At 42.4% G+C, this 17178-nt stretch carries 18 protein-coding genes; 9 read left to right on the top strand and 9 right to left on the bottom strand.

Going from position 1 to position 17178, the window contains the following annotated elements:
- Positions 1 to 68 precede the first annotated feature (68 nt).
- From LG372_RS05625 to LG372_RS05590, 9 genes are all read left to right on the top strand, one after another.
- Complete coding sequence (locus LG372_RS05625; protein WP_042750489.1) at positions 69 to 791, top strand: metal ABC transporter ATP-binding protein; 723 nt, start codon at positions 69 to 71, stop codon at positions 789 to 791.
- Positions 788 to 1636, top strand: a complete 849-nt coding sequence (locus LG372_RS05620) for a metal ABC transporter permease (RefSeq protein WP_000559787.1) — start codon at positions 788 to 790, stop codon at positions 1634 to 1636. The genes LG372_RS05625 and LG372_RS05620 overlap by 4 nt, the downstream gene beginning before the upstream one ends.
- 31 nt (positions 1637 to 1667) lie before the next feature.
- Complete coding sequence (gene psaA / locus LG372_RS05615) at positions 1668 to 2597, top strand: metal ABC transporter substrate-binding lipoprotein/adhesin PsaA (protein ID WP_225742311.1); 930 nt, start codon at positions 1668 to 1670, stop codon at positions 2595 to 2597.
- A 122-nt stretch (positions 2598 to 2719) separates the two neighbouring features.
- A complete protein-coding gene (gene tpx / locus LG372_RS05610) occupies positions 2720 to 3214 on the top strand; it encodes a thiol peroxidase (protein ID WP_033682328.1) in 495 nt (164 codons plus the stop codon).
- A gap of 78 nt (positions 3215 to 3292) precedes the next feature.
- Positions 3293 to 3943, top strand: coding sequence for a metal-dependent transcriptional regulator (locus LG372_RS05605; RefSeq protein ID WP_225742310.1), 651 nt, complete (start codon positions 3293 to 3295; stop codon positions 3941 to 3943).
- Positions 3924 to 4106, top strand: coding sequence for a hypothetical protein (locus LG372_RS09755; RefSeq protein WP_042898761.1), 183 nt, complete (start codon positions 3924 to 3926; stop codon positions 4104 to 4106). Before LG372_RS05605 ends, LG372_RS09755 begins: the two co-directional genes overlap by 20 nt.
- Positions 4063 to 4770, top strand: a complete 708-nt coding sequence (locus tag LG372_RS05600) for a nicotinamide mononucleotide transporter (RefSeq protein ID WP_180364271.1) — start codon at positions 4063 to 4065, stop codon at positions 4768 to 4770. Before LG372_RS09755 ends, LG372_RS05600 begins: the two co-directional genes overlap by 44 nt.
- A gap of 129 nt (positions 4771 to 4899) precedes the next feature.
- Positions 4900 to 5313: a hypothetical protein gene (locus LG372_RS05595; RefSeq protein WP_225742309.1), complete on the top strand. Its 414-nt coding sequence runs from the start codon at positions 4900 to 4902 to the stop codon at positions 5311 to 5313.
- An 18-nt stretch (positions 5314 to 5331) separates the two neighbouring features.
- Positions 5332 to 5745 carry a hypothetical protein gene (locus LG372_RS05590; protein WP_080977838.1) on the top strand — a complete coding sequence of 138 codons (414 nt, stop codon included), beginning with the start codon at positions 5332 to 5334 and terminating at the stop codon, positions 5743 to 5745.
- A 38-nt stretch (positions 5746 to 5783) separates the two neighbouring features.
- Here the strand turns inward: LG372_RS05590 and dtd are convergent, their stop codons facing one another.
- From dtd to metF, 9 genes are all read right to left on the bottom strand, one after another.
- On the bottom strand, positions 5784 to 6227 hold the full coding sequence (gene dtd, locus LG372_RS05585) for a D-aminoacyl-tRNA deacylase (protein ID WP_000691419.1): 444 nt from the start codon (positions 6225 to 6227) through the stop codon (positions 5784 to 5786).
- Positions 6228 to 6256: 29 nt separating this feature from the next.
- Positions 6257 to 8479, bottom strand: a complete 2223-nt coding sequence (locus LG372_RS05580) for a RelA/SpoT family protein (protein ID WP_125386197.1) — start codon at positions 8477 to 8479, stop codon at positions 6257 to 6259.
- A 134-nt stretch (positions 8480 to 8613) separates the two neighbouring features.
- Entirely contained in the window at positions 8614 to 9744 is a 1131-nt protein-coding gene (locus LG372_RS05575) for an ABC transporter ATP-binding protein (RefSeq protein WP_084923728.1), read from the bottom strand.
- 112 nt (positions 9745 to 9856) lie between these two features.
- Positions 9857 to 10726 carry a helix-turn-helix domain-containing protein gene (locus tag LG372_RS05570; protein ID WP_225742308.1) on the bottom strand — a complete coding sequence of 290 codons (870 nt, stop codon included), beginning with the start codon at positions 10724 to 10726 and terminating at the stop codon, positions 9857 to 9859.
- Positions 10727 to 10729: 3 nt separating this feature from the next.
- The gene (locus tag LG372_RS05565; RefSeq protein WP_000567927.1) at positions 10730 to 11116 is read right to left on the bottom strand and encodes a Mini-ribonuclease 3; all 387 of its coding nucleotides are present in this window, start codon (positions 11114 to 11116) and stop codon (positions 10730 to 10732) included.
- A complete protein-coding gene (gene cysS, locus LG372_RS05560; protein WP_225742307.1) occupies positions 11109 to 12452 on the bottom strand; it encodes a cysteine--tRNA ligase in 1344 nt (447 codons plus the stop codon). The genes LG372_RS05565 and cysS overlap by 8 nt, the downstream gene beginning before the upstream one ends.
- Before the next feature lie 234 nt (positions 12453 to 12686).
- The gene (cysE, locus tag LG372_RS05555) at positions 12687 to 13304 is read right to left on the bottom strand and encodes a serine O-acetyltransferase (RefSeq protein ID WP_000539979.1); all 618 of its coding nucleotides are present in this window, start codon (positions 13302 to 13304) and stop codon (positions 12687 to 12689) included.
- A gap of 15 nt (positions 13305 to 13319) precedes the next feature.
- Complete coding sequence (pnp, locus tag LG372_RS05550; RefSeq protein WP_225742306.1) at positions 13320 to 15533, bottom strand: polyribonucleotide nucleotidyltransferase; 2214 nt, start codon at positions 15531 to 15533, stop codon at positions 13320 to 13322.
- 719 nt (positions 15534 to 16252) lie between these two features.
- Complete coding sequence (metF, locus tag LG372_RS05545) at positions 16253 to 17119, bottom strand: methylenetetrahydrofolate reductase [NAD(P)H] (RefSeq protein WP_024057556.1); 867 nt, start codon at positions 17117 to 17119, stop codon at positions 16253 to 16255.
- Positions 17120 to 17178 lie beyond the last annotated feature (59 nt).

Raw genomic sequence — 17178 nt, 5'->3', positions numbered from 1 at the left:
TTTTCAAAAATTAACTTGACTTAATTTTTTTTTTAATGTATATTAAGAGACAGGAGGAATACAAGTTTATGATACGTATCGAAAACCTCAGTGTCTCCTACAAAGAAACGTTGGCACTTAAGGATATTTCACTAGTGCTCCAAGGACCAACAATTACCGGAATCATTGGTCCAAACGGTGCTGGAAAATCAACATTATTAAAAGGGATGCTGGGAATTATCCCACATCAAGGTCAGGCATTTCTCGATGACAAGGAAGTTAAAAAATCCTTACATCGAATCGCCTATGTCGAACAAAAAATCAATATCGACTACAACTTTCCCATCAAGGTCAAGGAATGTGTCTCGTTAGGACTCTTTCCCTCTATCCCTCTCTTTCGAAGTTTAAAGGCTAAACATTGGAAGAAAGTGCAAGAAGCCCTTGAAATCGTCGGTCTAGCTGACTATGCTGAACGGCAAATCAGTCAACTGTCTGGAGGTCAATTCCAGCGGGTTTTGATTGCCAGATGCTTGGTGCAGGAAGCCGATTATATCCTCTTGGATGAACCCTTTGTTGGGATTGACTCTGTCAGTGAGGAAATCATCATGAATACGCTGAGAGATTTGAAAAAAGCTGGGAAGACGGTTCTCATCGTCCACCACGACCTCAGCAAGGTTCCCCACTACTTCGATCAAGTCTTGCTTGTCAATCGAGAAGTGATTGCCTTTGGTCCAACCAAAGAAACCTTTACCGAAACCAATCTCAAAGAAGCTTACGGTAATCGACTCTTTTTCAATGGAGGTGACCTATGATTGCAGAATTTATCGATGGATTGCAAAAATTCCATTTCTTACAAAATGCCCTGATAACAGCCATTGTCGTCGGGGTCGTAGCTGGAGCTGTAGGATGTTTCATCATCCTACGCGGGATGTCACTCATGGGAGATGCCATTTCACATGCTGTCTTACCAGGTGTAGCCCTCTCCTTCATCTTGGGCCTTGACTTCTTTATCGGAGCCATTGTCTTTGGATTGCTAGCTGCCATCATCATTACCTACATCAAGGGAAACTCGATTATCAAAAGCGATACCGCCATCGGCATTACCTTTTCTTCTTTCTTAGCCCTCGGTATCATCTTGATTAGTGTCGCTAAAAGTTCAACTGACCTTTTCCATATCCTTTTTGGTAATATCCTGGCCGTCCAAGATACGGATATGTTTATTACTATGGGTGTTGGGGCAGTCATTCTCTTGTTAATCTGGATTTTCTTCAAGCAACTCTTGATAACTTCCTTTGATGAACTCTTGGCTAAAGCCATGGGAATGCCTGTCAATTTCTATCACTACCTTCTCATGGTACTCCTGACTCTCGTGTCTGTGACAGCCATGCAAAGTGTCGGAACTATCCTGATTGTAGCCATGCTGATTACCCCAGCTGCAACTGCTTATCTTTATGCTAATAGCCTGAAAAGCATGATTTTCCTTTCCTCAACCTTTGGAGCTACTGCTTCAGTTTTGGGACTCTTTATCGGTTATAGCTTTAACGTTGCGGCAGGTTCTAGTATCGTGCTTACAGCCGCTAGTTTCTTTCTCATTAGCTTCTTTATCGCTCCAAAACAACGATATTTGAAACTGAAAAATAAACATTTGTTAAAATAAGGGGTAAAGCCCCAATAAATTGGAGGATCTAATGAAAAAATTAGGTACATTGTTGGTTCTTTTTCTTTCCGCCATTGTTCTCGTAGCATGTGCTAGCGGAAAAAAAGATGCAGCTTCTGGTCAAAAACTAAAAGTTGTTGCTACAAACTCAATCATTGCTGATATTACTAAAAATATTGCTGGTGACAAGATTGATCTTCACAGTATCGTTCCTGTTGGTCAAGACCCACACGAATACGAACCACTTCCTGAAGACGTTAAGAAAACATCTCAAGCTGATTTGATTTTCTATAACGGTATCAACCTTGAAACAGGTGGCAATGCTTGGTTTACAAAATTGGTAGAAAATGCCAAGAAAACTGAAAACAAAGACTACTTTGCAGTCAGTGAAGGCGTTGATGTTATCTACCTTGAAGGCCAAAACGAAAAAGGCAAAGAAGACCCACACGCTTGGCTCAACCTTGAAAATGGGATGATTTTTGCTAAGAATATCGCAAAACAATTAAGCGCTAAAGACCCTAGCAACAAGGAATTCTACGAAAAAAATCTCAAAGAATATACTGAAAAACTAGACAAACTTGATAAGGAAGCTAAAGAGAAATTTAACAACATCCCTGCTGAGAAGAAATTGATCGTAACCAGCGAAGGATGCTTCAAATACTTCTCTAAAGCCTACGGTGTCCCAAGTGCCTATATTTGGGAAATCAATACTGAAGAAGAAGGAACTCCTGACCAAATCAAGACCTTGGTTGAAAAACTTCGCCAAACAAAAACTCCTTCACTCTTTGTAGAATCAAGTGTAGATGACCGTCCAATGAAGACTGTTTCACAAGACACAAACATCCCAATCTACGCACAAATCTTTACTGACTCTATCGCAGAACAAGGTAAAGAAGGCGACAGTTACTACAACATGATGAAATACAACCTTGACAAGATTGCTGAAGGATTGGCAAAATAATACTCTGAAAAACGTCATTCTCTCATGAGCTGGCGTTTTTTCTATGCCCATATTTCCGGTCAAATCATTGGAAAATTCCGACTGTTTCAGCTAAAATGGAAGAAAAAAGATTGGAGTATCCTATGGTAACTTTTCTCGGAAATCCTGTGAGCTTTACAGGTAAACAACTACAAGTCGGCGACAAGGCACTTGATTTTTCACTTACTACAACAGACCTTTCTAAAAAATCTCTGGCTGATTTTGATGGAAAGAAAAAAGTCTTGAGTGTCGTGCCTTCTATCGATACAGGCATCTGCTCAACTCAAACGCGTCGTTTTAATGAAGAACTGGCTGGACTGGACAACACAGTCGTATTGACTGTTTCTATGGACCTACCATTTGCCCAAAAACGTTGGTGTGGTGCTGAAGGCATTGAAAATGCCATCATGCTCTCAGACTATTTCGACCATTCCTTTGGACGTGATTATGCCCTCTTAATCAATGAGTGGCACCTATTGGCACGCGCAGTTTTTGTCCTCGATACTGACAATACGATTCGCTACGTTGAATACGTGGACAATATCAACTCTGAACCAAACTTCGAAGCCGCAATTGCAGCTGCTAAAGAACTAAATTAGAAGCCATTGTGGCAGATAGCTAGAGAAATCTAGCTTTTTTTGATATACTAGATAAAGATATTAGACAAGAGGAAACGAATGACCCCGAATAAAGAAGATTATCTAAAGTGTATTTATGAAATTGGCATAGATTTGCATAAGATTACCAACAAGGAAATTGCGGCTCGTATGCAAGTCTCTCCCCCTGCCGTAACTGAAATGATTAAACGGATGAAGAGCGAAAACCTCATCCTTAAGGACAAGGAATGTGGCTATCTACTGACGGAACTTGGGCTCAAACTGGTCTCAGAGCTCTACCGTAAGCATCGCTTGATTGAAGTTTTTCTAGTCCATCATTTAGACTATACGAGTGACCAGATTCACGAGGAAGCTGAAGTCTTGGAACATACTGTATCTGAGCTATTCGTGGAGAGACTAGAAAAATTGCTTGGATTCCCCAAGACCTGCCCTCACGGAGGAACTATTCCTGCCAAGGGAGAACTCCTGGTTGAAATCAATAACCTGCCACTAGCTGACATCAAGGAAGTTGGCGCCTACCGCCTGACTCGTGTGCACGATAGTTTTGACATTCTCCATTATCTGGATAAGCACTCACTTCACATCGGTGACCAGCTCCAAGTCCAGCAGTTTGATGGCTTTAGCAATACCTTCACCATCCTCAGTAAAAACGAGGATTTACAAGTAAGTATGGACATTGCCAAACAACTCTATGTCGAAAAAATCGACTAATTTCTCAAGCACCCTACCAACCCTGAAAGTTTTATTTTCAGGGTTTTATTTCTATCATTTGATTTTACTTTCATTTAGTTGTAGAATATTTGTAAAAAAAAAGAAAGATAGTTTAACCTATGAAAAAATCACTAAAAATTTTTGCGACATCCAAATGGTTTGACCTCTTCGGCGTTGCTTTGGTCGTTGGGATTGCGATTGCATCTGGTTACCTCAACTCCCGCCTCGATAAATTTGTAGACTGGGGACCATGGACAGCACTTGTACCCTTTGGATTGATTTCCGTAACCAACGTTGGGATTTCCATGTTATCCACTCGTTTCACGGGAAAATTAAGCAAATGGGGAAATTACTTTGGTATTGTTAATACCATTTTGTCCGGTGCTATTGATTATATCCTTGGAAATAAGGCAGCTATCATTACCTATCCCGTCACCTTCCTCATTTATACCTTTGCTATTAAGAAATGGGAAGCTTCGCAAGAAGGCAGACCCAACCAAATGAGCCAAAAACAGGTAAAATTAGCGGCCATCATCATTTCAATCATCGCCTTCCTCTTTGCCTTTGCGACCAACTATATCGGCTATGGTGGCAAGATGAATCTCCTTGCCTACGTAACAACTATTGCCTTTGCACTGTCCCTCATTGCCAATGCTTTTAACGCATTGAAACTAACAACACAGTGGGGCTTCTGGTTGATTTACAATTTCGTTCAGCTGACAAAAGCTGGTATTCAAGGAAACTTTGCCAATATCGGAAAATACATCTTTTATATCCTCAATGCAATCGGAGCTTTATTTGTCTGGAATGATGAAGAAGTTAGGTAATAGAAGAAAACTTAAATAAAAAAACAAGTCGACTTAAGAGAATCTCCCTTCTGCTATTTTTATCATTTCACTTGTAACTCCCATTCTTTTGGAGTAGAATGAAGCTAGATAAAAGAGGGAGGTCATCTTATGAAAAATCTCTTTAGACTCCATTTCGTAGCAATTGCAGTTATCGATTTGCTACTATTGGCATTTTTTAGCAAAAGACCCGAGACATCTTTGGACTGGCTCTTGCTCTCTGGTTTTATTTTCCTCCTTGCTCAAGGACTACTGCTGTTTCGCTTGGTTGTCCGACTCAAACATCAATTCACTGAGATTTATCCTCAAATCAATAAAAAGATTCGCTTCTACTATTTAGGGGTTCTCTCCATTGATTTTCTATTTTTTGTCCTTTTAGCCTTCGTTAGTTCTCATCGTTTTTCATCTCTTATGCCAATCATTACTGCTTGCCATTCTACTTTATATTATATGACGGCTGACTACCTAAGAGAACACTATCCAGATTTTTACGATAAACACATCTCTTTATGGGAGTGTCTCTAAGGAAAAGGAGGTTTTAGCATGAAAAAAATCATCTTCATCAAAACCACTCAACTCCTTGTCATTGATGGAATCATGCTGGCATTTTTGACATTTAAAGAGGGGCTTACTTGGGACTGGATTTTGATTTATAGCGGTTGGGTCATTTTCTTTCATCCTGTGCTATTGACCTATCTTTCTAACCAACTTTGTGACCACTTTAGTCACCTCTATTCCCAGATTAGACCAAGATTCTGGCGTTTTACCTTACAAATCCTCCTATGGGATATCCTGATGATGCTCTCCTTGCTGTTTTTAAGTGATGTCCCACTTTTCCTTCAGGGAACTCTCCTAATCATAGGTCATCTCATCCCTTCCTATCGCATAAGCCAAAGCCTGAAACAAGATTTCCCCAAGGCCTATCAGAAACAGATTTCATTTTGGAGTATTTTATGATAGATAAGAAAAACCAAGCCGGCTGGACTTGGTCTTTCTTATCTATTTTTAGTATCAAGGATTATGGTAACAGGTCCGTCATTGACCAACTCAACCTGCATATCCGCTCCAAAGATGCCTGTCTGAACGGGCACTTCTTGCGCTAATTTTTGATTGAAAGCATCATAGAAGTCTGATGCCATATCAGGCTTGGCTGCACCTGTAAAGGCTGGACGATTGCCTTTCTTAGTATCCGCAAAGAGGGTAAACTGAGAAATAGAGAGGATTTCTCCTTCAATATCTTTGACAGACAGGTTCATCTTGCCTTCTGCGTCTGAAAAAATCCGCATATTGACAAGCTTTCTCACAGCATAGTCCAAATCTTCCTCTTGGTCCTCTGGCCCAACACCAACCAGCAATAAGAGGCCCTGATTGATTTTCCCCTGAACCTGACCTTCGATACTCACTTGGGCTTTTTTAACCCGTTGGATAATGATTTTCATAATAGCCTTTCTAGTAGAAGCTCAGACAATTAGCCGTTTGTCCGTTTGACAGAATAGACTTCTGGCACACTCTTAATCTTGTCCACGACTGAAGTCAGTGTCGAGAGATTGGCAATGCCAAAGGACACATGGATATTAGCAAACTTCATATCCTTGGTTGGTTGGGCATTGACCGTTGAAATATTCTTGGTTGTGTTTGAAAGAACTTGCAGTACATCGTTCAACAGTCCTGTACGGTTGAGGCCATAAATATCGATATGAGCCATATACTCCTTATTTGAGCTAGAGTACTGGTCTTCCCACTCCACATCAAGGAGACGTTGCTCGTAGTTTTCTTGGGCACGCAGGTTCATACAATCCACACGATGAATAGCTACACCACGACCCTTGGTAATATAACCAACAATATCGTCACCAGGAACAGGATTACAACACTTAGCAATCCGCACTAAGAGGCCTGATGCACCTTCAATGACCACACCACCCTCATGCTTTACCTTGAGGGTTTCTTTATTTTCAACCTTGATCTCGCCACCTTTGACAAGTTCTTCTGCTTCAGCCTTGGCCTTGGCACGTTCTTCCTCACGGCGTTCCTTTTCAGTCAGACGGTTAAAGACGGTAATAGCACCGATTTCTCCAAAACCAATGGCCGCAAAAAGGGATTCTTCTGTCTTGTAGCTAGTCTTTTGCAAAACTTGGTCCATGTGACGCTTGTCCATGAATTTATTAGCTACATAGCCGTTTTCTTGGAACTGAGCCATCAGCATTTCACGACCCTTGTTGACAGACAATTCCTTGTCTTGATTTTTAAAGAACTGACGAATCTTGTTACGCGCCTTGCTGGTCTTGACCATATTGAGCCAGTCACGGCTTGGCCCAAATGAGTTGGGGTTGGTGACAATTTCAACCTGATCCCCTGTCTTGAGCTTGGTTGTCAGTGGAACCATACGACCATTGACCTTGGCACCCGTCGCTTTCTCCCCAACTTTTGTATGGATTTCATAGGCAAAGTCAATCGGTCCTGAATCTTTTGGAAGGGAACGGACAGCTCCATCTGGGGTAAAGACGTAAATCTCCTCAGCCAGATAGTTTTCCTTCACAGAGTCCACAAATTCCTTGGCATCATCAGCCTGGTCTTGGAGCTCCATCATCTCCTTGATCCAGTTCATCCCGATAGCTGATTCCTTGCTGTTAACCTGCCCCTTGATGCCCTTCTTATAAGCCCAGTGAGCTGCAACCCCGTACTCAGCGACCTCGTGCATTTCCTTGGTCCGAATCTGGAATTCAATCGGCCCTTTTGGCCCATAGACAGTCGTATGGATAGACTGATAACCATTGGCCTTGCGGTTAGCGATATAGTCTTTGAAACGACCTGGCATTGGTTTCCAAAGCTCATGTACATAACCAAGCATGGCATAAACATCACTTTGGGTATCTAAAATACAGCGAATGGCAATCAGGTCATAGATTTCCTCAAAACGTTTTCTCTTATCCTGCATTTTGCGGAAAATCGAGTAAATATGCTTAGGACGACCGTAAATCTTCCCTTTCAAGTGACGATCCGTCGTATATTCCTCTAATTTTGTAACTACCTCATCCACCAAGGCTTCACGCTCTCTGCGTTTTTCCTTCATCATATGGGTAATCTTGTAAAACTCAGTTGGATTAAGATAACGGAAAGATAGGTCTTCCAATTCCCATTTAACGCTAGAAATCCCCAGACGGTGGGCAAGCGGCGCATAGATTTCCATAGTTTCTTTGGAAATACGCTCCTGCTTGTCTTTTCGAAGATGTTTCAGGGTCCGCATATTGTGTAAGCGGTCAGACAGTTTAACCAAGATAACGCGGATGTCCTCAGACATGGCCATGAGCATCTTGCGATGATTTTCAGCCAACTGCTCCTCGATTGATTTGTACTCGACCTTACCAAGCTTGGTAACCCCGTCAACAATCACCCGCACATCAGGACCAAACTCTCTTTCCAAATCGTCCAAGGTCGCATCAGTATCTTCCACCACATCATGCAAGAAACCACAAGCTACTGTTACAGCATCCAGCTTGAGCTTAGCTAAAATACCTGCCACTTGGATGGGGTGAATGATATAAGGCTCGCCTGATTTGCGGTATTGGCCACTGTGGCATTCCACCGCATAGACCAAGGCCTTATGGACAAAATGGACATCCTCTTCTGTTAAATATTCTTTGGTTAAAGCGACAACTTCTTCGCCTGTTAAATTCACTTCTTTTGGCATCTCTACTCTCCAATTCTTCCTACCATTTTATCACTTTTTTAAGAATATGAAAACTAGAAAATTCCCTCTCAATCAATCCACATCTCAAAAAACACTGCCAGATTTCTCTAGCAGTGTTTTAAGTTTCTTTTATCTTAGTAAACCGTTCTTTCAGTTTCTACATCGAAGAAGTGTGCTTTGTTCAAGTCAAATCCAAGTTCAACTGTTGCACCTGTTTGCAAGTAGTCACGAGCATCAACTTTGGCAACAAATTCATCTTTACCAACTTGGCAGTAAAGGTGAGATTCTGAACCAAGCAATTCTGATACTGAGATAGTAGCTTTGACAACTGATTCTGGGAATGTTTCAAGGAAAGCAGGTTCTGCATTCACGTCTTCTGGACGGATACCGAAGATCAATTCTTTACCTTCGTAGCCTTTTTCACGAAGAACTTTCAATGCTCCTTCTGGAACTTTCAAACGGAAACCGTCAGAAATAATTTCGCTACCAACCAATTTCACATTGATGAAGTTCATAGCTGGGCTTCCGATGAATCCTGCTACGAATTTGTTCACTGGGTTTTTGTAAACTTCTTGAGGAGTACCGATTTGCTCTACACGTCCGATAGTACCTGTACCAGCAGGGTTCTTAGTTGCTGACATGATAACGATACGGTCTGCAAGTGTCATCGCTTCTGTTTGGTCGTGAGTTACGTAGATAGTTGTAGCTCCGATACGACGGTGGATTTTCGCAATTTCAGCACGCATAGATACACGAAGTTTTGCATCCAAGTTTGACAAAGGTTCGTCCATCAAGAACACTTTTGCATCACGGACAATCGCACGACCCATGGCAACACGTTGACGTTGACCACCTGAAAGGTCAGCTGGTTTACGATCCAAGAATTCTTTCAAACCAAGGATTGCTGCTGCTTCTTGAACACGTTTATCGATATCTTCTTTGCTGTATTTACGCAATTTCAAACCAAAAGCCATGTTATCGTATACAGTCATGTGTGGGTAAAGAGCGTAGTTTTGGAATACCATGGCGATGTCACGGTCTTTTGGAGCTACATCGTTGACAACCACGCCATCGATAGATGCAGTACCTTCTGTGATGTCTTCAAGACCAGCAATCATACGAAGAGTTGTTGATTTACCACATCCTGAAGGACCTACGAAAACGATAAATTCTTTGTCTTTGATGTCCAAGTTGAAGTCTTCAACTGAGTAGTGTTCGCTGTTTGGATATTTTTTGTAAATATTTTTAAGATTCAATTCTACCATGAGGTGAACTCCTTTTGTCTTTTGATAGTTTTATTATAGATGAAAACGCTTTACTTTTCTATGGCAAGATGACCAAAAAAATAAAAAAGTTCTGTGCAACTTGCACAAAACTTTATAAAATATCTGGTAAAATCAATTGATAACACAAGGTCAGGTCGGTCAATTCCTTCAACTGAAGCCCTGTCAATTCTTCCCATTTATCAATCTTGTATTGGAGAGAATTGCGGTGCAGATAGAGTTGCTGGGCTGTTTTAGTGAGAACAGCACTATTTTCCCAAAGAGAGAGAATGATTTCCTGAATCTGATCTTGATCCAAAATCATCTGGTGCAGACATTCTTTAATGACTCTCAGGTCAACGAGTCTTTCTCCCATACTCCAAAGATAGAGCTGAGAAAAAGTATGAACACCTTGGTGACCTTGACGCCACCAAGTCTTAAACAAATCGCGCTCCGCTTTAATCAAGTCTGATAGGGCTTGATGTCCTGTCTGAGACCAAACCTGACCTAACATGATAGAGAGACGCAGTCCAAAGTCATACTCAACCGCTTCAATCGTATCACTTAAAATAGCTCGTACAGAGGTATATCTATCTTGTTGAAGCACGAAAACATAATCCTGAGCTCCGACTTGAAGCACCGTCTGACAGTTCGGAAAAAGAGTCCGCATCATATCTAGCCAAGAATCTAGATTTTCTTGCTGAAAATAGGAAAGATGGCAATAAACCAACTGAATCTTTTTAAAAGCTTGCGGTGCCTGTCCCTTGCCCTCAACCAGATAAGAATACCAAGGATTGAGCGAACGAGCCTGCTCCTGCTGGGTCAAAAGAGAAATCAACTGCTTCTCACGCTCGCTGAGACTAGCTTCCTCCAGCAAAATCCACCGCTGAGAAGCTAAAGGGAGAGTGAGATAGCCCTCTTTCTCTACTGGTTGGTCTGAAATCTGAGCCTCAGGAAACCAGTCTTGTAATTCTTTTGCCATCATGTCCTAGCCCTCCACTTTTTGGATGCACCACGAAATCAAGCTCTCAAGACGTTCCAGATTTTCAGTCATATGGAGATAGCCCATGACTGCTTCAAAACCTGTGGACATACGGTAAGTCACCACATCAGCATTTTTGGCCTTGGTGTGACTATTGGTATTGCGACCACGTTTGTAGATTTCTTCTTCTTTTTCCGTCAGGACTTGCTCCTCTAACATAAGGGAAATCAGGCGAGCCTGAGCTTTGGCTGAGACATACTTGGTCGCCTCTTGGTGGAGTTTATTGGGCTTGGTCATACCTTTGAGGATGAGGTGACGACGAATATACATAGAATACACCGCGTCCCCCTCAAAAGCTAACGCAATCCCGTTAATGAGATTGACATCAATCACGAGTCCACCTCACTCCATCTTTGGTGTCAAGGAGCTTAATCCCTTGAGCAGCCAATTGGTCACGGATCTGGTCCGCTGTAGCAAAGTCACGATTGGCACGCGCTTCTTGGCGTTTTTGGATCAAGTCTTCAATCTCTGCATCCAAAACTTCCTCAACAAAGACAATTCCAAAGACTTCCAACATATCCGCAAGAGCTTTCTTAACACTTGTATCATAGTTGCCTGAATTGATCCATTTGGCCATTTCAAAGACAACTGTGATACCGTTAGCAGAGTTGAAATCCTCATCCATAGCCGCTACAAACTTATCTTTAAAAGCTTGCAACTCTTGAGCATCTACAGTTCCAGTAAATGGTTGCTCATAGGTGTTTTTCAGATACTTGAGATTGGTCTCTGCATCCCGCACTGCCTTTTCCGTAAAGTTGATAGGCTTGCGGTAATGCTGAGTTGCAAAGAAGAAACGAAGTACTTGCCCATCAAGAGTTTTAAGGGCATCATGGACTGTGATAAAGTTCCCTAAAGACTTGGACATCTTGACATTGTCGATATTGACAAAACCATTATGCATCCAGTAGTTAGCAAAAGTCTTGCCTGTTTTAGCTTCAGACTGGGCAATTTCATTGGTATGGTGAGGAAACTCCAGATCAGCTCCCCCACCGTGGATATCAATAGTATCTCCCAAAATTTCTGTTGACATGACCGAACATTCGATATGCCAGCCTGGACGACCAGGTCCCCAAGGACTGTCCCAAGAAATCTCGCCTGATTTGGCAGATTTCCATAGGGCAAAGTCTACAGGATTTTCCTTACGAGTCGTTTCTTCATCGGTACGACCTGAAGCACCTAGTTCCAAATCTTCCAAGGTTTTATTGGCCAACTTGGCATAGTTATGAGATTTTTCCACACGGAAATAGACATCTCCTTGACTCTCATAGGCAAAGCCTTTCTCGATCAAGTCTTCCACAAAACGGATAATGTCAGCCATAAACTCCACTACACGAGGATGGCGAGTCGCAGGTTTGACACCCAAGGCCGTCACATCCTCACGAAAGGCAGCGATGTACTTGTCTGCAACCTCCTGAGGCGTGATACCTTCTTCCTTGGCACGGTTGATAATCTTATCGTCCACATCCGTAAAATTGGAAATATAGGCAACCTCATAACCACGGTATTCGAAATAACGACGAATGGTATCAAAAGCTACCGTCGAACGAGCATTCCCTACATGGATATAGTTGTAAACGGTTGGCCCACAAACATACATCTTGACCTTGCCGTCCTCAATCGGGACAAACTCTCGCAAATCACGAGACATGGTATCGTAAATTTTAATCATAAATCATAGTCAGGAAAGCTGAAATCCAAGAACAATTAGTTTCATCACTAAGAGTTCAATTGAATTTCAGTCCGAATCTCTCTACACTTCGGAATCCCTTGCTCCTTTCTAAAAAGTAAAAGAAGAATCAAATAAATGCAAGAAAAGGGCTGACAGTCGCCCTTTTGCTTTACGACCTACTCAGTCGAATATCGTCTTTTAAAAAATGTTAATAGATAAAAGAATCATCATAAATTACAACCCAGACGATCTGTGACTGGCTTCTTTAGCCTGCTCGAGTTTATTGACGTAGTACTCTCGTTTTTCTTCGACTTCGTGAATGACCGGCTCATCCTTTTTACCATGTACACGGACAATCTTAGCAGGAATACCGACAACCGTCACATCACTAGGTACGTCTGCTACAACAACTGCTGCAGCACCGACTTTGGCATTTTCACCGATTTCTACTGGTCCGATAACTTGGGCATGGGCTGATATGAGTGCTCCCTTTCGAACGGTCGGATGGCGTTTGCCAACATCCTTACCAGTCCCACCAAGAGTCACTCCGTGATAAAGGAGAACACCTTTTTCAACGATCGCTGTTTCCCCAATCACCAGACCAGAGCCGTGGTCGATAAAGACACCTGAATCAATCTGGGCGCCTGGATGAATCTCAATCTGAGTCCAGAAGCGCCAAAACTGACTGTGCATACGAGCCAGGAGTTTGAAGCCATGCTTCCAGAGAAAATGCGAGAGACGGTGGGCCGCCAAGGCCTTGACACCTGGATAAGTCAGCAAAACCTCCAAAGTGGTGCGGGCCGCTGGATCATTTTCTTTTACGATATCAATGGTTTCGCGCCACCATCCCATACATTTCTCCTTTTCTTATTCTGAATCTTTTGGTGTTCCTGTAAATTCTTTCTTAGGTTTGTGGTCCTTGTGATGACGTGGACGGTGAGGTCTCTCAGACTTTTCGCCTTTCTCATCACGTTCAGGTTTTGGAGGACGAGGAAGAAGAGCTTTCATAGAAGCATCCACACGTCCTTTTTCATCAATCTTGATAACCTTAACATCAACTTCATCCCCGATTGCTACCAAGTCTTCGACATTATTGGTACGCGTCCAAGCCATCTCAGAGATATGAACAAGGGCATCTGTCTTATCAAAAAGGTTAACAAAGGCACCAAATTTCTCGATACGAACGACTTTAGCACGGTAAACTTCGTCCACCTTAGCTTCACGGACTAAACCAGCAATGATTTCTTTGGCACGGTTAATAGCATCTTGGTCGCTAGAGTAGATAGACACATTTCCTTCTTCATCGATATCAATCTTAACGCCTGTTTCAGCGATAATCTTGTCGATGGTTTCTCCACCCTTACCGATGACAATCTTAATCTTGTCCACATCAATCTTGATGGTATCAATTTTCGGAGCAGTTGGAGCCAATTCTGGACGAACTTCTGGAATGGTTGCTTCAATCACATCAAGGATTTCAAAACGCGCTTTCTTGGCTTGGGCAAGTGCTTCTGTCAAGATTTCTGCAGTAATCCCTTGAATTTTGATATCCATTTGTAGGGCTGTAATCCCGTCACGAGTTCCTGCAACCTTGAAGTCCATGTCTCCAAAGTGGTCTTCCAAACCTTGGATATCTGTCAAGACTGTGTAGTTGTTTCCATCTGAGATGAGACCCATGGCAATCCCTGCTACTGGCGCCTTGATTGGCACACCACCAGCCATAAGGGCAAGAGTTCCCGCACAGATAGAAGCTTGAGATGAAGAACCATTTGATTCTAAAACTTCTGCTACCAAACGGATAGCATATGGAAATTCTTCCAAACTTGGCAAAACTTGAGCAAGAGCACGCTCACCAAGAGCACCGTGACCGATTTCACGACGACCTGGCGCACCGTAACGACCAGTTTCCCCAACAGAGTATTGTGGGAAGTTATAGTGGTGCATAAAGCGTTTCTTGTACTCTGGATCCAAACCATCAATGATTTGAGTTTCTCCCATTGGAGCCAAGGTCAAGACTGAAAGAGCCTGAGTTTGTCCACGAGTGAAGAGACCAGAGCCGTGCACACGAGGAAGGAAGTCAACAACCGCATCCAAAGGACGGATTTCATCGACCTTACGACCATCAGGCCGCACCTTATCTTCTGTGATCAAACGGCGCACTTCAGCGTGTTCCATTTGTTCCAAGATTTCAGCCACATCACGCATGATACGGTCAAATTCTTCGTGGTCTACATATTTTTCTTCGTAAACGGCAGTAACTTGGTCCTTAACTGCTTGAGTTGCGGCTTCACGAGCCAATTTTTCTTCTACTTGAACTGCCTTTTGGAGGTCGCTGTTGTAGGCTGCGATAATTTCAGCCTGCAAGTCAGCGTCCACATGAAGCAATTCTACTTCTGCTTTTTCTTTACCGACTGCCGCAACGATTTCTTCTTGGAAGGCAATCAATTCTTTGACAGCTTCGTGCCCTTTGAGAAGAGCTTCCAACATGATTTCTTCTGACAATTCTTTAGCACCAGACTCTACCATGTTGATGGCGTGTTTGGTACCAGCTACTGTCAATTCAAGGAGAGATTGCTCTGCTTGTTCTTGCGTAGGGTTGATGATGATTTGGCCATCTACATAACCTACTTGTACCCCAGCAATTGGGCCGTCAAATGGGATATCTGAAATAGACAATGCCAATGATGAACCAAACATAGCAGCCATTGGTGCAGATGCATTTTCATCATAAGAAAGCACGGTGTTGATGACTTGTACTTCATTACGGAATCCTTCCGCAAACATAGGACGGATTGGACGGTCAATCAAACGCGCTGTCAAAGTCGCATCTGTTGAAGGACGTCCTTCACGTTTCATAAAGCCACCAGGAAACTTCCCAGCTGCATACATTTTTTCTTCGTAGTTGACTTGGAGAGGGAAGAAATCTCCAGTTGCCATCTTCTTAGACATAACGGCAGCAGTCAAGACAGTTGACTCACCGTAACGTACGACAACTGCGCCATTCGCCTGCTTAGCAACCTGACCAGTCTCTACAATTAACTCACGACCCGCAAAAGTCGTTTGAAACACTTGTTTTGTCATTTTAATCCCCTTTGGATTGATGAAATTATACGCCTTGCCTACAAAAATCAAGATACTAAGCCGTAAAGCAACTCAAAGGAAAATAGGAAATCGAACGACGGAGCGACTGCTCCTAGGTAGATTTATCTTTTTCCACAGAGTTGTAGGCGTGTTCAGTTACACAGGATACCAAGGGCGTAAAGAATCCCGTATGAAAATAGGAGATTGACGCAGTGTGCGATGCACACTAGGAAATCTATCTTTTTCACTAGGGATTTAGCCCGTGTTCAATTACTCAAGATACCAAGGGCGTCAAAAGCAAAGTAAAAATAGGAAACTGACGAAGTCTTCGATGAAGACAAGACAGTTTATCTTTTTTACACAGCTTTTCGGCCAGGTTCAATTCTCAAGATACAAATCATTAGAAAGGTTTGATACTAAAGTATCTAATCCTTTCACGCTAATCGCTATCAGGCGATTAGCTAAATGCTTTACTAACTCTCTCGTCAAATAATATCGATTTGACTCGCTCGTGTCGCTCTTTCCTACCGTTAGTTATCAGAAAGATCTGATGCTAAAACATCTAAGACTTTTGGTTTAAATGCATTATTTTTTTAATACCCTCATCTTTGTATCAAGTACGTACAGAGTCTATTTTATCATATTTTTCTTAAAAAGTGCGGTCTTTACCATTAAAAAGGAACCATTCCCCTCACTTGAGAAGAATGGTTTGCTTTTTATTATCCTAGAGACTGATGATTAAACAAGGCATGAGTTGCTTGGTGGATGTGTTTTGCTGTTTCTGCATTGTTCATAGTGTAGAGATGCACACCTGCAACATCCTGAGTTACCAAGTCCACGATTTGGTCGACCGCATAGGCAAGTCCTGCTGCTCTGAGCGACTCAGGGTCATGCTCATACTTGTCTAAGATGGCTTTAAATTTGCGTGGAAGATGGATATTCTCACAAGTCTTCAAGAGGCGGAGAGCCTGATTTCGATTCAAAATTGGCATAATCCCTGCATGAATAGGAACATCAATCCCAGCCAAGATGCACTTGTCCTGAAAATCATAGAAGCGCTCATTGTCAAAGAAAAGTTGAGTTACGAGGCTAGAACAACCTGCATCTACTTTCTTCTTGAGATTTTGGATATCTGAAATCTGATTTGGTGAATCTGGATGGCCTTCTGGATAACAAGCGCCAACAATATCAAAGTGAGGGGCTTGTTCCTTGATGAACTCGATCAAGTCAGTTGCGTAGCGGAAATCCTTTTGTGGTTCCACATCAGGAATAATATCCCCACGAAGAGCCAAGATTTTCTGCACCCCAACCTTGTCCAAGTCTGCAATAGTTTCAGCAACCTTATCCTTGGTCAAATAGATGGCTGGCAAGTGAGCAATAGTCGGAATCGCCAAGTCATTTTGGATAAAGTCAGCCAAACGAACCGTCGTTTCCTTGATATTAAATTTATTATTGCTGGCAGTTACACTGATAAAGTGAGGAGCCAACTCCTGCATATCTTGAAGAGCAGAAATAATGTTATCATTACCCACGGCTGGATTTGGAGGGAACACTTCAAATGAGAGTGACGGTGTTTGGCGTGACATAGTCATTATCCTTTTCTAGTTGATTTTTTCGTTAGCTGGATTCCTAGAATCCAAGTGAA

The sequence above is a fragment of the Streptococcus sp. Marseille-Q5112 genome (genome assembly GCF_916700555.1).
Lineage (GTDB): Bacteria > Bacillota > Bacilli > Lactobacillales > Streptococcaceae > Streptococcus > Streptococcus symci.
The sequence above is the reverse complement of the archived record's forward strand: the minus strand, read 5'-3'. Positions and strand labels throughout refer to the sequence as shown.

Coding starts and splice junctions, on each gene's coding strand:
- pnp (WP_225742306.1), bottom strand. CDS start 15,533: ATGACAAAACAAGTGTTTCAAACGACTTTTGCGGGTCGTGAGTTAATT.
- LG372_RS05580 (WP_125386197.1), bottom strand. CDS start 8,479: ATGCCAAAAGAAGTGAATTTAACAGGCGAAGAAGTTGTCGCTTTAACC.
- tpx (WP_033682328.1), top strand. CDS start 2,720: ATGGTAACTTTTCTCGGAAATCCTGTGAGCTTTACAGGTAAACAACTA.
- LG372_RS05575 (WP_084923728.1), bottom strand. CDS start 9,744: ATGGTAGAATTGAATCTTAAAAATATTTACAAAAAATATCCAAACAGC.
- psaA (WP_225742311.1), top strand. CDS start 1,668: ATGAAAAAATTAGGTACATTGTTGGTTCTTTTTCTTTCCGCCATTGTT.
- LG372_RS09755 (WP_042898761.1), top strand. CDS start 3,924: ATGTCGAAAAAATCGACTAATTTCTCAAGCACCCTACCAACCCTGAAA.
- LG372_RS05570 (WP_225742308.1), bottom strand. CDS start 10,726: ATGATGGCAAAAGAATTACAAGACTGGTTTCCTGAGGCTCAGATTTCA.
- metF (WP_024057556.1), bottom strand. CDS start 17,119: ATGTCACGCCAAACACCGTCACTCTCATTTGAAGTGTTCCCTCCAAAT.
- LG372_RS05605 (WP_225742310.1), top strand. CDS start 3,293: ATGACCCCGAATAAAGAAGATTATCTAAAGTGTATTTATGAAATTGGC.
- LG372_RS05600 (WP_180364271.1), top strand. CDS start 4,063: ATGAAAAAATCACTAAAAATTTTTGCGACATCCAAATGGTTTGACCTC.
- LG372_RS05590 (WP_080977838.1), top strand. CDS start 5,332: ATGAAAAAAATCATCTTCATCAAAACCACTCAACTCCTTGTCATTGAT.
- cysS (WP_225742307.1), bottom strand. CDS start 12,452: ATGATTAAAATTTACGATACCATGTCTCGTGATTTGCGAGAGTTTGTC.
- LG372_RS05625 (WP_042750489.1), top strand. CDS start 69: ATGATACGTATCGAAAACCTCAGTGTCTCCTACAAAGAAACGTTGGCA.
- LG372_RS05595 (WP_225742309.1), top strand. CDS start 4,900: ATGAAAAATCTCTTTAGACTCCATTTCGTAGCAATTGCAGTTATCGAT.
- LG372_RS05620 (WP_000559787.1), top strand. CDS start 788: ATGATTGCAGAATTTATCGATGGATTGCAAAAATTCCATTTCTTACAA.
- cysE (WP_000539979.1), bottom strand. CDS start 13,304: ATGGGATGGTGGCGCGAAACCATTGATATCGTAAAAGAAAATGATCCA.
- dtd (WP_000691419.1), bottom strand. CDS start 6,227: ATGAAAATCATTATCCAACGGGTTAAAAAAGCCCAAGTGAGTATCGAA.